The 15,308-nt window shown below is 60.7% G+C and carries 14 protein-coding genes and 1 tRNA gene; 1 reads left to right on the forward strand and 14 read right to left on the reverse strand.

All coding sequences use genetic code 11. The features are described 5' to 3' along the window. Positions 1-2: 2 nt before the first annotated feature. The 4 genes from gabD to ACKLNA_RS23170 form a co-directional block, all read right to left on the reverse strand. Positions 3-1,445, reverse strand: coding sequence for an NADP-dependent succinate-semialdehyde dehydrogenase (gabD, locus tag ACKLNA_RS23155; protein WP_085712649.1), 1,443 nt, complete (start codon positions 1,443-1,445; stop codon positions 3-5). 319 nt (positions 1,446-1,764) lie between these two features. Beyond that, positions 1,765-2,082: a RebB family R body protein gene (locus tag ACKLNA_RS23160; RefSeq protein ID WP_408987207.1), complete on the reverse strand. Its 318-nt coding sequence runs from the start codon at positions 2,080-2,082 to the stop codon at positions 1,765-1,767. Between the two features lie 43 nt (positions 2,083-2,125). Continuing rightward, on the reverse strand, positions 2,126-2,665 hold the full coding sequence (locus ACKLNA_RS23165; RefSeq protein WP_408987208.1) for a hypothetical protein: 540 nt from the start codon (positions 2,663-2,665) through the stop codon (positions 2,126-2,128). Continuing rightward, positions 2,665-2,892 (reverse strand): RebB family R body protein, encoded by a 228-nt coding sequence (locus ACKLNA_RS23170; RefSeq protein WP_085712646.1) that lies wholly within the window; start codon positions 2,890-2,892, stop codon positions 2,665-2,667. Before ACKLNA_RS23170 ends, ACKLNA_RS23165 begins: the two co-directional genes overlap by 1 nt. Positions 2,893-3,090: 198 nt before the next feature. Here ACKLNA_RS23170 and ACKLNA_RS23175 point away from each other — a divergent pair. Continuing rightward, a tRNA-Arg gene (locus ACKLNA_RS23175) sits at positions 3,091-3,167 on the forward strand. A gap of 55 nt (positions 3,168-3,222) precedes the next feature. On the opposite strand, the gene ACKLNA_RS23180 is transcribed toward ACKLNA_RS23175, so the two are convergent. The 10 genes from ACKLNA_RS23180 to pgaA all read right to left on the reverse strand — a co-directional run bounded on the left by ACKLNA_RS23180 (position 3,223) and on the right by pgaA (position 15,055). Next, positions 3,223-4,635 (reverse strand): DUF4062 domain-containing protein, encoded by a 1,413-nt coding sequence (locus tag ACKLNA_RS23180; RefSeq protein ID WP_408987209.1) that lies wholly within the window; start codon positions 4,633-4,635, stop codon positions 3,223-3,225. Positions 4,636-4,724: 89 nt separating this feature from the next. Then, entirely contained in the window at positions 4,725-4,994 is a 270-nt protein-coding gene (locus ACKLNA_RS23185; RefSeq protein ID WP_244220768.1) for a hypothetical protein, read from the reverse strand. Positions 4,995-5,014: 20 nt separating this feature from the next. Then, positions 5,015-5,626: a hypothetical protein gene (locus tag ACKLNA_RS23190; protein ID WP_408987210.1), complete on the reverse strand. Its 612-nt coding sequence runs from the start codon at positions 5,624-5,626 to the stop codon at positions 5,015-5,017. Continuing rightward, the gene (locus tag ACKLNA_RS23195) at positions 5,623-6,204 is read right to left on the reverse strand and encodes an RNA polymerase sigma factor (RefSeq protein WP_408987252.1); all 582 of its coding nucleotides are present in this window, start codon (positions 6,202-6,204) and stop codon (positions 5,623-5,625) included. Before ACKLNA_RS23195 ends, ACKLNA_RS23190 begins: the two co-directional genes overlap by 4 nt. A gap of 29 nt (positions 6,205-6,233) precedes the next feature. Then, complete coding sequence (locus ACKLNA_RS23200; RefSeq protein ID WP_408987211.1) at positions 6,234-7,925, reverse strand: vWA domain-containing protein; 1,692 nt, start codon at positions 7,923-7,925, stop codon at positions 6,234-6,236. 88 nt (positions 7,926-8,013) lie between these two features. Then, the gene (locus ACKLNA_RS23205) at positions 8,014-8,574 is read right to left on the reverse strand and encodes a YbhB/YbcL family Raf kinase inhibitor-like protein (RefSeq protein WP_408987212.1); all 561 of its coding nucleotides are present in this window, start codon (positions 8,572-8,574) and stop codon (positions 8,014-8,016) included. A 103-nt stretch (positions 8,575-8,677) separates the two neighbouring features. Continuing rightward, positions 8,678-9,208, reverse strand: coding sequence for a poly-beta-1,6-N-acetyl-D-glucosamine biosynthesis protein PgaD (pgaD, locus tag ACKLNA_RS23210; RefSeq protein ID WP_408987213.1), 531 nt, complete (start codon positions 9,206-9,208; stop codon positions 8,678-8,680). Then, complete coding sequence (pgaC, locus tag ACKLNA_RS23215; protein WP_085712641.1) at positions 9,205-10,560, reverse strand: poly-beta-1,6-N-acetyl-D-glucosamine synthase; 1,356 nt, start codon at positions 10,558-10,560, stop codon at positions 9,205-9,207. Before pgaC ends, pgaD begins: the two co-directional genes overlap by 4 nt. Position 10,561: 1 nt before the next feature. Further along, complete coding sequence (pgaB, locus tag ACKLNA_RS23220; protein ID WP_408987214.1) at positions 10,562-12,559, reverse strand: poly-beta-1,6-N-acetyl-D-glucosamine N-deacetylase PgaB; 1,998 nt, start codon at positions 12,557-12,559, stop codon at positions 10,562-10,564. A gap of 12 nt (positions 12,560-12,571) precedes the next feature. Next, on the reverse strand, positions 12,572-15,055 hold the full coding sequence (pgaA, locus tag ACKLNA_RS23225; protein WP_248738711.1) for a poly-beta-1,6 N-acetyl-D-glucosamine export porin PgaA: 2,484 nt from the start codon (positions 15,053-15,055) through the stop codon (positions 12,572-12,574). Positions 15,056-15,308 lie beyond the last annotated feature (253 nt).

Consider the following 15,308-nt stretch of genomic DNA (forward strand, 5'->3'; position numbering starts at 1 on the left):
GCTTAGATGCCCAGGCAGAGGTATTTGATTTCCAGGTAATCTTCGATGCCGTACTTGGAGCCTTCACGGCCCAGGCCCGAAGCCTTGATGCCGCCGAACGGCGCGACTTCGTTGGAGATCAGCCCGGTGTTGACGCCGACCATGCCGTATTCCAGGGCTTCCGCCACACGGAACACACGGCCCAGGTCACGAGCGTAGAAGTACGAAGCTAGACCGAACTCGGTGTCGTTCGACATCGCGATCACTTCGGCTTCGTCTTTGAAGCGGAACAGCGGTGCCAGCGGACCGAAGGTTTCTTCCTTGGCCACTGCAGCATTTTTCGGCACGTTGGTCAGGATGGTCGGCTCGAAGAAGTTGCCTTCCATCTGCTTGCCGCCGGCCAGCACGGTGGCGCCTTTGGCCACGGCGTCAGCGATGTGCTCTTGCACCTTGGCCACGGCTTTCTCATCGATCAGCGGACCGGTGGTGGTGCCGTCTTCCAGACCGTTACCGATCTTCAGCTTGGCGACCGCTGCTTTCAGCTTCTCGGCAAACGCGTCGTAAACCGAGTCCTGAATGTACAGACGGTTGGCGCAGACGCAGGTCTGGCCGTTGTTGCGGTACTTGGAAATGATCGCGCCTTCGACGGCCTTATCCAGGTCCGCGTCGTCGAACACGATGAACGGCGCGTTGCCGCCCAGTTCCAGCGAGACTTTCTTGATGTCCTTGGCGCATTCCGACATCAGCTGACGACCGATTTCGGTCGAGCCGGTGAAGGACAGTTTGCGCACGATCGGGTTGCTGGTCAGCTCGCTGCCGATGTCGCCGGCGCTGCCGGACACCACGCTGAACACACCTTTAGGAATGCCGGCGCGCTGGGCCAGTTCGGCCAGGGCGAAAGCGGAGAACGGGGTTTGCGAAGCAGGCTTGAGCACCATGGTGCAACCGGCGGCCAGCGCAGGACCTGCCTTGCGGGTGATCATCGCCGCCGGGAAGTTCCACGGGGTGATCGCGGCGGTCACGCCGATCGGCTGCTTGATCACGATCAGGCGCTTGTCCGGCTGGTGGCCCGGAATCACGTCACCGTAGATGCGCTTGGCTTCTTCGGCGAACCACTCGATGAACGAAGCGGCGTAAACGATTTCGCCCTTGGCTTCGGCCAGTGGCTTGCCCTGCTCCAGGGTCATCAGGCGAGCCAGGTCTTCCTGGTTCTCGATGATCAGCTCGAACCAGCGACGCAGCTTGCCTGCACGCTCCTTGGCGGTCAGTGCACGCCAGGCCGGCAGCGCTTTGTCAGCGGCTTCAATCGCGCGGCGGGTTTCGGCAGCGCCCATCTTCGGCACGGTGCCAAGGATTTCGCCGGTGGCCGGGTTGTTGACCTTGATCGTCTGACCGTTGTCCGCGTCGACCCAAGCGCCATCGATGAAGGCTTGCTGGCGGAACAACTGGGTGTCTTTAAGCTGCATGTCGGCTTTCCTTAACAGCACCGCGGCCAGCGCGGAGCAAAATTATGATTGTAGAAAGGCGCCTCGCAAGGCTGCCGTCAGGGAAATCATTTACCGGGCTCAAGCACCTGAATAGTGCACGGTTGCAAACACGTGCGGCTCGGCACCCGATCAAAGAGCGTTTGAAATCTCAAACGGATCCTAGGATCAAAGGGGGTAAAGGACAATAGGTCGTTCGAAAAAAAGAACAAAAACGCCGCAATTGCTGAACATTTCGGATCAACGTACAGACGCCCCCGTTCCCTGCCGCCGCCGAACGGCAGGGAATAGAGGGGCGTGACTACTTGTTCTGAAACGATTTGAGCACCGTCAACAGACTGGTCAGGTTGTCAGCAACACCCGTCTGCCCCAGCTTTTCCGTGGCAGCGGCGCCAGCCGTGGTATCGACGCTGTAAATCTGCATCACCCCCTGGTTGGTTGCCGCCTGAGCCAGCGTGTTCTGTTGCTGCTGGGCGCTGACGGCATTCTCGAACAGGATGCCGGTCGAGTGCGCCATGCTTTGATAAACGCTGCCCATCGCCATGGCCGGTGCTTCGGCTACCACCCTGACGTTGGTCTGGGTGACCGCATCGGTAATCTGCTCATTTACTGTTGCCATACTCCGACTCCTTTCAAGGGACAGTGAGTGTTGCAAATATTGCTCAGGCGCCCGCGGACCGCTCGGGATGGCTGGCGCTGAACTGGGCAATGCTCTGGTTGATTCGCTCGAGTGCCTGATTCACCCCGTCGGCGTCCAGCACTCCGCTCGCCGCGGCCACCGCTGCAGCGCCGCCTACCAGCAGATGGGTATTCAAGGCGCCGAGCGCACTTTCGGTAGCCGCGTCGAGGTCATCCTTGATGATGCTCTCGGTCATCTGGCGCAGCAGCACACCTTGAGAGGCCAGAGCGAGCTTGGTGACACCATCGAAGTAGCTCGCCGCCGACTGCGCCACCAGCCCGCTGGCCTGACGAACCAGCAGTTCCGAACCCAGCTGCGCCAGAGCCGGCGCGTGAGCAGCAAGCTGTGTGTTGAGCAGGTTCACCGCTTCGACAATCTGTCGATTCAACGCTTCCGCCCCGACACCGTCAGCCGACTGCTGAAGCAGATGTTCATTGAGCGACTCAAGCAACGCGGCGGCTGCAGCCGCCGGGTCAACGGCCGGTTGCTCCACGTTATCGCTCTGAGCCTTTTCCCCGGTCATCAGGAGCGCCCTCCCACCGCCAGAATCTGCTGGACGGCTGCCGCGACCGTGGCATTGCCGATAATGTTCATCGCCTGCTGATGGCTGACCGCGTTCTGTAGCGCCAGACTGACCGCATGACTGGTGACCTGGGTCAGCGTGGCGATGGCCGTGGCCGGTGCCGAACCGACGACCTGCACATTCGACTGGGTGACGGAATCGGTGATTTGAGGATTGACGACGCTCATGCTTTTCTCCCTGAGTAAGGCGATCGAAGAACCCGCCGCAGGAAAACAATAGAACAGCTTCGCCAAACTGCCACGAGAGCGTTTTGCAGGACGTTACAGCCTTTTGGAATGCGCCCTCACCCGACACAAACACTGACAATGAGCCGGCAAAAACCGGCATGGACGCCCCGAGCCGACCTAGGTATGATGTCGCCCGCTGCACCAGTAGCTCAGCTGGATAGAGTACTGCCCTCCGAAGGCAGGGGTCGTGGGTTCGAATCCCGCCTGGTGCGCCATGAACAGAAACGAAAAAGCCCCGGACTGCAAGGTCCGGGGCTTTTTTGTGCCCGCTTAAACCAGAAAACTGTTCATAAAGTCATCTGCTGTCGACTGCACTCGTTTCAGACCAAAACGGAACAACGCCAATTCATCAATGGCTGCTGTCGAGGGAGAAACATAAACGCCCTCGCGGTGTGGATCTCGCTGGCCAAGAAGCTGCTGGACGTTGCCATCTCTTAGTGAGTGCCCGATGACCACCAATTCATTGTGCTCGATAAGGTTCTGTAACTTGGTAAATACCTGCTGCTTTGCGGCATAGGGCAGATCGTCACTGGTAAGGACTAAAGTGCCGGGCACTAAAGCCGAACCAACCATTTTATAAATCGTAAGCCCTTCAAACTGCTCGTCTGACGCAGCATCAGAGGGATGCACGACACGATAGATGACCCCTTGAAGCTCACAGGCTTTCTCGAACAACCGGTCATAGTTCGTCGTAATAATATTTCTGAACACTCGGACCGCTTTGAGATGGGCGGGTGTAGGCTGGATCGTCTGTGGAGTATCCAGAACCTGAGTAATGCGTAGTTCCAGGGCCGATCGTCCGAAAACCTTCTCATAATAAGAGGCAAGAACACTGAAGTTATAAGCCATTAACTGGGTTGCGTCCTGGGGCTCGCTCCAAAGATCACTTGCCAGAATCTCCATCAGCACCAGAGCTGTAGGATAGCCAGCCGCGACTGACATACCCGCTCCAGCAAGGAGTACTTTCCCGTTATTGACGGTCGCTATTGAAGTCCCTGCACAAGATACTGTAACCACTGGAGCCGGAATCGTATTCCTACGCCGAAACAATTCTTTGTGCAGCGCATCAGCAAACAGGCTTGTAACTGATTTTCCCACTGCAATTGCAAGATCATTTGCCCACTCAAATTCCTGCCGGAACAAACCATCCGTCCAACTGGACACTTCCTTACGAAACTCGTCGCGCTTGGTATCCTGGGCTGCTCCAAAGCGCAACTTTTTCATAAATGGCAGAACGAGTTTGTTGCTTCTGCGCGCGGCTAAAAATTCAAGGTGCGTCACAGATAGACCGGAACCTGCACCTACGCCGCTATCAGGCTCCCAGCCATAACGGTCCCCCAATATCAGAATGAAGAGGTGGCACTGCTCAATCTCTGTGTGGATGGTTTCCCAGCTCGAACGCCCATCCGGCGGCATGTCTTCTGCGTTAACAGGTTCGATACCCATCGACTTTAATTGAGAAACGACAGCACGACGCTCGTTACCCAAATCTTCCATTGTACTGCTGATGAATGCGCGCAGTTGGTTCGCCACGGTCGTCCTTAACTGTTCAGAAGGTGGCGAAAGATTAACAGAGGATAACGCTTGAAAGCCTTGGTTTTTCGGCTGGATCTTCACGAGTTCCCAAGCGTTGCGCAAAGCTCCGGGAAGACCGTTTTGACTGAGATTGTGTACTCGGATCATTTCAGCTGGCTGAAACTCATCCCTGGGCTGTCACAGCCCGCGACTTTTCGAGTTGTAGCGGCTTCATGAACGTCTGCGCAACGCCTTACTCACTCCGTCGTCCAGTCAAACTCGTCGTATTCATCATCGTCTTCGTCGTCCTCGATCCACTCATCATCAAGAACGTCTTCCTGCAGATCCTCTTCTGCCTGTTTGGCCAGAAGAAATTCCTTACGGCTCTCCGTCACAGCTCGCCGCAGTTCTTCACCCTTCACCGGGCAGTTGAGCATTTGGGCGATGCGGTCGATTTTTTGGGCCACGGCATCCTCCAGCGCATCGGCAATGCCCCGATAGTGCGCGTTTTTGCGGGGCAATGCCAAATGGCTGGACGATCAACCGGTCAGTTCTGGCGGATTTGTTCGAGGCGCAGGTCCAGATTCACGCTCGGGTAACGCTTGTGCAGATTGTTGTACAGGGTGTCGGCAGCCTGTGATTGACCGGATTCGCGCAGACGCAGGACCTCGCGCAGTTGTTCGTCGAGCCCATTGGCCGGGGCAGCGGCGCGCTTGCTGGCTTTGGCTTCTTCAGCCGTGTCGGCGCTGATCGATTCGCTTTGCATCGGCGCAGCCATTTCCGCCATTGGTGCAGGCGCAGGTGCGGACATCGCGCGAGCAGGAGCTGACAACGTCCGGGATTCAATGGCCTCCTTGCGGGCCAGCGGCGCAGCCGGTTTGGCGGCAGGGGTGAAATCGTAATGAGCCACGGGTTCCGGGGCGCGTTGCACCAGCGTCAGCATCAGCGCGATGCCGACCAGACTGGCGAAAGCCACCTGATAACGCGGCGTCTGGCAGATCTTGAGCCAGCGTTTCCACGGGCTCGGTTTCGGTGCCGGGACCTGGCGATGCGCGGCGCTGATAATCCGTGCGTCGAGCTTCGCCGGCGGTTCGCCGTGCTGTTGCTCACGATAATGCTTGAGCAGTTGCTCTTCGGGTGTCTGGCGGGTGTCCGTCATGTCAGTACCTCCTCGGCCAGCAGCCGACGCAGTTTGTGCTGGGCGTAGCGCAAGCGGCTCTTGACGGTTTCCAGCGGTGTTTCGGTGAGGCTGGCGATTTGCGCCAGGTCGAGGTCGCCGTGGGCGCGCAGCAGGAACACTTCGCGCTGGTCGGCGGGCAAGGTTTGCAGGGCGCTGTCCAGGCGCTGGCTGTCGCGACTGAGGCTCAGCAACTGTTCAGGATCGCTCGCGTCGTCACTGACCGCATGGGTCTGTTCGTCGTAGCTGTCATGCAACGGCTGATGGGCGCCGTGTTTGCGCCAGTGATCGATCAGACGGTTGCGGGCAATCTGGAAAAGCCAGGTACGAAAAGTCGCCCGACCTTGTGGCTGACTGGCGCTGCGGATCAGGCTCAGCCAAGTTTCCTGATACACCTCTTCGGCCAGCTCCGGCTTGCCGCTCAACCCGAGCAGAAACCGGTACAGGCTCTGGCGGTGGCGGGCGTACAAGATCTCGAACGCCTTGCCGTCGCCCTCGCGATAACGGGCCAGCAGCGATTCGTCGCTGCTGGCCTCAAGGCTGTCGGCGCTGGCAAACAGCTGACTGATAAATCCCTTCAGGCGACTCACTATTCAATCCGTCGCTCGGTCGGCATCGTGTTGGACGCAGTCGAAGTCCGCAGGCTCTGCGCCAGTTCCACCAGTTGCACGAACTCGTTGCGCAGGCCGAAGCGGTCATCGCCGCGGGCACCTCGGGCCAACGCTTCGGTGTCCTTGAGGCTGAAATCACCGGTATAGCGGCCATCCTTGAGCTGCTGGGAAAACGCAGCGACGGCGGCAGCAAAGCGCAGGTCTTCACTGGCAGGCGCAACCTGACTGGCAATCGGCCGCTCGATCAACAAACTTTTCCCACCTTCAGGCTTTTGATATCGCACACGCAGCATCGCCAATTCTCCTTTCTTCTCGGAAACCGCTGCATCGGTTTTTCCGTAACGCAGCGGCTCCAGCCAGCCCTTCTCGCCGGCCGGGACAATTTCATACAGCGCGGTCACCGTATGGCCTGCACCGATTTCACCGGCATCGACCTTGTCATTGCTGAAATCCTCACGCTTGAGTGCGCGATTCTCGTAGCCGAGCAGCCGGTATTCGCTGACCTGCGCCGGGTTGAATTCCACCTGCAACTTGACGTTTTTCGCCACCACGGCGAGGGTCGAACCGAGCTGATCCACCAAGACCTTGCGCGCCTCGCGCAGGTTGTCGATGTAGGCGTAGTTACCGTCGCCGGCATCCGCCAGTTGTTCCATCAGGTGTTCATTGTAGTTATCCACACCGAAACCCAGGGTGGTCAGGGAAATCCTGGTCTTGCGTTTATCCACAGCCATTTGCTTGAGGCTGTCGAAGTCGCTGACGCCGACGTTGAAGTCACCGTCGGTGGCCAGCAGGATGCGGTTGATGCCTTTGGAAATGAAGGCTTGTTGCGCCATTTGGTAGGCCAGTTCAATACCGGAGGCACCAGCTGTCGAGCCTCCCGCAGTCAACTGCTCGATGGCTGTGCGAATTTTCGCTTTTTCCCGTCCGGACGTCGGCTCCAGCACCACTCTGGATTCGCCGGCATACACCACCAGCGATACACGGTCCTGCTCGCGCAATTGATCGACCAGCAGCTTCAAGGTGCTTTTGACCAGCGGCAGCCCTTCGCGACGGTCCATCGAGCCGGACACATCCACCAGAAACACCAGGTTGGCCGGGGCCAGTTCCGCTACTGAACGGTCGGACGCCTTGATGCCGATGCGCAGCAACCGGGTGTGCGGGTTCCAGGGCGAAGCGGCCAGTTCAGTGGTCACGCCGAACGGTGATCCGTCAGTCGGCAACGCATAGTCATAGGGAAAGTAATTGACCATCTCCTCCAGCCGCACCGCGCCTTCCGGCGGCAGGTGTCCCTGATTCAGCAGACGGCGGACGTTGGCGTAGGCGCCGGTATCCACATCGGCACTGAAGGTCGAAACGGGCGTTTCGGCAACACTGTGGATCGGGTTATCCGCCAGGGTTTCGTACTGCTCGCGCGGCTCGGCGCGATAGCCCTGTGGATAACTTTCCCCGGCGGGCATCGGTGCAAAACTGGCCGTCGGCGCTGCCAATGCACTGCGCTTGGCCAAAGAGTGATCGGCCATGACCCTCTCTTGTTGCGCTACGGCTTTTGAAGAGGGCTGTGCCGGTGGCCGCACGGCGGCGGATTCCGGGTTGGAGGAAACACCACAACCGGCGATGGCCAACAGCACACCGGCAGCCAGGGGTCGCAGAAGCGTCGATGGAAGAGACATGGGGGCTGACCTCGAGGAAGAATTGATCCATTCAACCTCTGAGACGGACAGCCCTTTCAGTTCGGGTTAAACGCCGCCGAAATTATTTTCAGCGGTGATAGCGCCGCACGGCACTGCTGTTGCGCAGCACATGGCCTTTGATTTTTTCCAGCAGTTGGGCGCGGGTCAGGCCGGCCGGCAAGGCGTCGGGGGCCAGGTCCAGGGCATAGATCTGGATGATGTAGTGGTGAGCGCTGTCGCCGGTTGGCGGGCACGGGCCGACATAAGTGGTCGTGCCTTTGCTGTTGGTGCCGCCCAGACCTTCGAAAGTCGCTTTGGTACCGATGCCAGCCGGGATCTGCCGGGTCGTGGCCTTGATGCCGTAGTGAACCCAGTGATCGACGCCCAGGCCTTTCTGGCCGTCCGGATCATGCATCACGATGGCGTAGCTCTGGGTGGCGGCCGGGCCGGCGTTCCAGCTCAGCGCCGGGGACAGGTTCTTGCCGCCGCAACCGGCGGCGTCACTGGCTGCCGCCGCGGTGAACAGACGGTTGTCCGAAACACCGGGAATGCTGAGGGTGAAACGCTCCTGGGCCTGCGCCGGAAACTGCACGCAAAGGGCGACGGCAACGGCCGCCAGCCAAGGGTTGAGAGAGGTCAATCGGGTCATTCCGGGAGCACCTTGTGCAGTTGGGCCGTCTTCGGCCTGCAGACTATAGCTGTACCGTTCGTGCCGTGGCAGTGGCAAATGACGCCCATTGGTATCACCGCGCTTACAGTCGGTTCGTCGGCTCACGGTTATCGTCGTCCTCGGCGTGCAGAAAAATCACGCGCGGATGCTCCAGCGGCGCCAGGGGTGGCGGCAGTTCCGCCCGCTCTACCGGCCACAGGTGCGGCACCACGTGGCTGACATCACCGTCCTGATTGTTGTGGATGGTGATGACGCCCGGGCTGCGCAGCTTCTGCAGGCGGTCATCGCACAGCTTGAAGCTTTTGCTCAGGCCGTCATCGTCGACCACCGGGGCAGCCAGGCGACGCTGGGCGAAACTGCGGCTCTTGCGCTGTTGATAACGGGCCCAGGAAATAAGGATCACGGCGTTGACCAACGCCACCCACAGATAAATCTGCAAGGTACCCAAGGCTTCGAACGCCGAGTTGTCGATGCGCGGCCCGCCGGCGTGGGTTTCAATCAGCGGCCACAGCCCGCGCACCAGCAGATACAGCAGGCCGACCCAGGCCAGCACCGTGAGGATCACGTCAATCACCACCAGGAATGGCCGCTGGCGGGTCCGGATGATTTTCATTTGATGACCTCCTCTTCGTCGTCGCCTGCCGGTTTGATGCCCCGGTCAGGGCTGACCCAGCGCGCGCGCTTCTGATGCTGGCCGAACAGCACCTTCGGAAAGCTGACCAGTGTGGTCAGCAGACTGATGAACCAGAACACCAACGGATACCAGACCACCCAGAACATGGTTCTGCCCAGACCCGGCTCATAGCGTCGGTCGATGATGATGCTGACCGCGAACTGCACCAGGCAGACAAACGCCAGCAGCAGCCCGGTAAAGGCTGGAGGCATCAGGTGATGCACGGCAATGGCTTCAGGCATGACCATGAACTTGCCCATCGCCCAGAAGATCACCGACAACAGGAAGGTGAAGGCCCAGCCGGTCGACAGGCAGTATTCGAACAGCAGCGGCCACAGATAACGGTGACGGTACTGCCAGATCCCGCGAATGTTCTTGAACAGCACTTCGGCACCGCCCTGGGCCCAGCGCAGGCGCTGCTTCCACAGGCCGCGCAGGGTTTCCGGCATCAGGATCCAGCACAGGGCGCGGGGCTCGTAGAAGATGCTCCAGTGGTCCAGTTGCAGCTTCCAGCTGATGTCGATGTCTTCGGTGATCATGTCCGGGCTCCAGTAGCCGACCCGGTTCAGCGCCGTGCGACGGAACGCAACGATCACACCGGACACGGTAAAGATCCGCCCGAACACCCGCTGGGTGCGTTTGATCAGCCCGATGATCGACGAGAACTCGCCGACCTGAACCCGCCCGACCAGCGTCGAACGCGTGCGGATCCGCGGGTTGCCGGTCACCGCGCCAAGCCGCGCGTTGTCGAGCATCGGTGCCACGAGATAAGCAGCGGTGTTCGGCGCCAGCAGCGCGTCACCGTCGATGCACACCAGATATTCGCTGCGCGCCGCGATGGCGCCCATCCGCAGGGCTACGGCCTTGCCCTGGTTTTCCGCCAGGTGCAGCACCCGCAGCCGTGGGTCTTCCTTGGCCAGCGCATCCAGCACTTGCGCGGTGTTGTCCTTGGAACCGTCGTTGATCGCGATGACTTCGATGTTCGGGTAATGCTGGGCCAGCGCCGCGTGAATGGTGTCGGCGGCGTTGTCGCCTTCGTTGTAGCAAGGGATCAGGATCGAAATCAGCGGTTCGCCTTCCAGCGGCGGCGGCAGCGTGTCGTCCTTCCACGGCCAGTGCCGTTCCCAGTGCAGCCAGAAATACAGGCCGCCGGAAATCCACAACCCGGACATGAACAGCGGGTAGAAGAACACGAAGTCCATCAGGAATTGCCCGGTGACCAGGAAGATCAGCCCCAGCGGGACGCCGAGGACGATCGCCAGAACAAGCAGGGCCAGCAGTCTATCCAGCATGTCATGGGTTCCATTTGTTGGAGAGCGCAGGCCGCACGGTTTTCAGGTCCGGCAGGTTCTCGAGGAAGTTGTCCGGGTAGTAGCCGAAACTCGTCGCGCCCTGACGCTTGAGGCGGCCCATCCAGTCGGCCAGTTGTGCACCGTCGATGTCGGCCTGGTCGTTTTTCGTCCAGTCCCGGGCCTGCAATTCGAACACCGTGCGATCCAGCGCACCGGGGCGCTGTTTGATCTTCGCCACCAGTTCTTCCAGCCACGGGCCGGATTGCGCATGGGTCTGTTTTTCCATGAGCGGCATGGCCATCGGCGCCGTCCAGTCGTAGCTCACGAGGAAGTCGTCGAGGTTCTGTGCGAACCACGCTTCGCTCTCGGGGTTGAGAATCGGCTCGGCAAAGATGTTGCGCGCAGTCATCACCTGCGGGCCACGGATCGCCCGCACCTTGGCGGTCAGTTCGTTGGTGAAGTCGATCAGGTAGCGGCTCTTGAACCGGGTCCAGCGCTGCATGGCCGCCGGATCGTCGCGCAGGGCGGCAATCGAGCCCGGCAGACCCTGAGCGGCATAGGCCTTCAATGCTTCGGGGCTGGCATCTTCGAAGTCCGACAGCACGGCGTCGTCGTGGTAGAGGATGCCGTCGACCGAGGTCAGGCGCGCGACGTCTTCGTAGATCTCACCGATGATCCGCCGCACCTCGGGATCGAACGGCGACAGCCGCTTGTACTGATCCGGGTCGACCGACGTGGTGCCGGTCTTCGGATCCCAGCGCGTGACCCGTGGCAGTTTCGAATCCAGCGCAAAACTCAGTACCGGCATCCAGGCGAATACTTTCACGTGGGCCCGGGTGCGCAGTTGCCAGGCGACACGGTCGAAAATATCGGCACGCACCGGCAAGTGGCGGTTGGGGAAGTACAGCGAATGCACCAGGCCATCGCCTTTCGGGTCGGCGAAGGCTTGCAGAAATACCGTGTTGGCGCCCATGTCGGCCATGCGCTGGATCAGCTTGCCGAGGTTCACTTCCTGCTGCGCCGTATCCGGGTCATAGACGTTGTCCAGATCCACATGCACCACGCGCATGGCGAAGTCGGACTGCACCGCCACGATGCTGTTGGCGAAGTGCTCGCCATCCGGGTCGGACGCGACGAGGAAGCGTGGGCTGCTCATCAGGTTGTCGAGGGCATCGAGACCGTCGTCGAGGGTCAGGGCCATTTCGTAGCCCTGCTCGCTGACCACAGTCAGCGAAGTGCCGTCCGCCGTGCCATAGGGCCAGACCCAGATCCTTGGCTTTTTACCGGTGACCTTGCGGATTTTTTCCGAGATGGTCGCCACGTCGGCACGCATGCGCGCCTGAAAGTCCGCCTCGGACTCATAGCGTTTGGTCACCGGGTCATAACGCCGGGTCGCGGCCGCCGGCTGCATGTTGCCTTGCGGGTTGGCGAGGATGCCTTTGTGGCTGGCGTCGGTGTGGGCGGCGATTTCCACCAGGCCCGATTGCGAGATTTCCCGCACCTGGTCCCAGGTCAGAAAGTCGGAGCGCTGGCGTGGAGTGCCGGCGAAATCCACCGGCTGATTCAGTGGTGTGTCGATCCAGACGCCGACCGGTGCCAGCAGCGCATGCCAGTTATAGGCACGCAGCACCGGCAGCACGCGGGTATAGAAACTCGAATAGCCATCGTCGAAGCTGAGCAGGATGGCTTTGGGCGGCAGTTCCGGCCCGCCCTTGCGCGCGGCCATGATCTGATCGACCGTCACCGGCTTGTAGTTGTTTTCCCGCAGCCACGCCAGTTGCTCGATCATGCGCTCGGTGCGCACCGCCACCACGGCCTGATCGGGATCACGATCCTCGACGTCGTGATAGGCAATGCCCAGCACGTGGTTTTTCGGCCATGGTTTTTCATTGGCCGCCAGCGGACGCTCCGACGGCGGCGCGAAGGCCGGGGCTTGCTGGGCGCAGGCGCTGACCAGCAGCACTCCCAGCAGAAGGATGAAACGCGAAATAAAAGGCATCTTCAAACTCTTCTAGAAGCGGAAAGTGAGGTCGACGAGCAGACGCAGATCGGTTTCCCGATCACCGTCGTAGGGCCGGTTGATCACACTGAACAAACCGCCCACCTCGAATACGTCGTTCCAGGCATAACGCTGGCCGTAGCCGAGCATCGCCATGCCGCCGGTGCCGTGGTCACGCTGGCTGTACGTACCCGCACCGGCCTGGAACTGCTGGCTCCAGGAGGTTTCGTAGCGGTGGTAAAGCACGTGGTTGACGTTGACCGTCGGCATCACGCTGAAGTCCGCCTTCGGGTTGTAGTAAGGCACGTCTTCGGAATTCGAGTTGTGGCTGGTGCTGACCTCCAGGCCAGCGTCGACCTGCACATGAGTCGTGCTGTAGACGCCCTCGCGTCCGGTCAGCAAGGCTTCGACGCGGTTGTTGCCGTCGCTGAAATGCGACGGGCTGACCGACAGTTTCCATTCGCGGCTTTCATTGGCGCGCCAGCGGATGAAACCGCTGCCGCCGTTGGCCTTGATGTTGCTGTTCAACGCGCGCAGCGGGGTGTCCGCCGACAGGTATTCAAGGCTGCCGCCGTACTGCCAGTTGTCGTTGATGTCCCGGGCAATCGCCAGACGGGCGCCCTGCTTGTCGCCATAACCGTAGGAATGGTTGGAGACTTCCGCTTCGAGGGTCATGTCACGGGTGCGTCGCTCCAGACCGACACGCTGGAAGCGGTGATTGCCGGTGCCTTCGGCGAAGTCGCCGGTGGCGTAACCGATCCCCGCGAACACCCGCCAGTCTTCATCGATCGGCGGGCTGTACAGCGTGCTCTGGATGCCGAAGTCCCGGCTGCCGCTGACTGCGCCGGCATTACCACCGCTGCCGCCATTGGCCTTGCCGCCGTAGGCTTCGACGCGCAGCTCGGACATGTCATGCACTTCACGCTCGCGTGCAGCGCGCTGCACCTGACGGTTGTCCGGGAAACGCTCGACGACGTCGTCAGTCAGGGCATCCATCTGCCGCCATTCCTGAAGGGTCATGGCGGTACGGGCCTGAGCGACTTCCAGGCCCATGTCCCGGGGCACCATGCTCTCGACTTCCTTGAGCTGGCTTTCGGCGCGACGGGGCCATTGGCGGGCCAGGTAAAGATCGGCCTGGGACAGACGCAGGCCGACGTTGCCTGGCGCCTGATCGACCAGCGTCTGCAAGCGATCCTCGCCATGGGGCAGGTCCGCGCCGTAGGTGCCGGCGGCCTGGGCCGACAGCAATTGGGCGTCCATCCAGTCGTCGCTGGGGTTGCCGATCGGCAGGCCCTTGAGTTCGACGCGCGGTTTCTCGTTTTTGGCCAAGTCTTCGGCGACCTTGCGTGCTTCTTCGGCACGGTCGCTTTCCAGCAGCGAGTAATACAACGCGGTGGTGTCTTCAAGGCGATCACCGGCATCGGCGTCCGGTGCCGAGAGCACCTGGCGATACAAGTCGGTGGAAACTTCCGGTTGCCGCTGATCCAGATAGGACGCGGCCACCCAGCGCAGGGCGTAGGTCGGAATCTTCACGCCTTCGGCTTGCAGCTTCTGGTATTCGGTGATGACGTCGGCGGTGCGCGCCCGGGCCTTGAGGGCGCCCATGCGATCGATGCGCCAGCGGGTCACGTCGTCGTGGGCACTGGCGTCCGGGGTCCAGGTGGCGAGGAGTTTGTCGTAGTCGGCCAGTGCGCGGTCGGCGATCACGTAGCGTTCTTTTTCGCTGCGGGTGGCGAATTCGGCAAGGCGCACGCGTTCGGCGGCCAGATCGCCTTCGAGGCGGCGTAGCGTTACCGGATCGATCAATCCCGGACGCTGGTTGGCCAGGCGCAGTGCAGGTTCGGGCAGACGGGCCTTTTGCAGGGCCACCACGTATTCACGGGCGACTTCCGGTTTGCTGCCGGCGCGAGTGAAGGCCTGATCGTATTCGAACAGTGCGTCGTATTGTTTGCCGGCGCGGGTCAGGGCATAGCCCAGTGCGAGGCGGCGGGAAGGATCGTCAGGCTTGACGGCAACCAATGCCTTGGCGCGGGTCACGGCCTCATCGGGTTTGCCGGAATCAGCCTGGGTCAACGCCAGACCCAGTTGCAGGTCGGCATTGTTCGGTTCCAGCGCCAGGGCCTTGTTGTAGACCTCGGTGGCCTGATCCCAGCGTTTGAGATTGCGATAGGCCCGGGCAGTGGCAGTCAGGGCCTGAACAGGCAGGACACGGTTGCGGCCCTCGGTTTCATAAACCTTGACCACTTCGGCATCGAGCCCGGCCCAACTGGCAATTTGCAGGTGATCGCTGACCTGCCCCGTGGTCGATTGACCCGGTGGAACCTGACGCAGCACGTTCAGTGCAGGCGTGGTTTGCCCGGCACGCGCATCACGCACCATCTGATCATAGGGCGTATCGGCCAGCGCCAATGCGGGCCAGAGCAACTGGCTGCACAGCGCGACTCGAAACAAAGGGCGTAGACCACGATGTAATACAGGAACATCAATACGCGGCATTCGTCAGCATCCTTACATGGCCAGCCGGGTAGCTACGCCCCCCCTTGCCCGATTCGTGACGGAGGCCAAGTCGGTATCACTCGGCCAAGCTAATCCAAGCAGTCTTGCACGCAAGCGTAGACCAATATTCAGAACACAATATTTGTTCAGATTCGTGACCGAAAACGCGGGGGCTCGCCGCAAACGCAGATTCCAGACAGCAAAACGCCCGGCGTTTGCAGAAGGCAAAGGCCGGGCGCTGCGGTGTTGCGCG

Source organism: Pseudomonas sp. UV AK001, from assembly GCF_046097675.1.
Taxonomy (GTDB): Bacteria; Pseudomonadota; Gammaproteobacteria; order Pseudomonadales; family Pseudomonadaceae; genus Aquipseudomonas; species Aquipseudomonas kribbensis.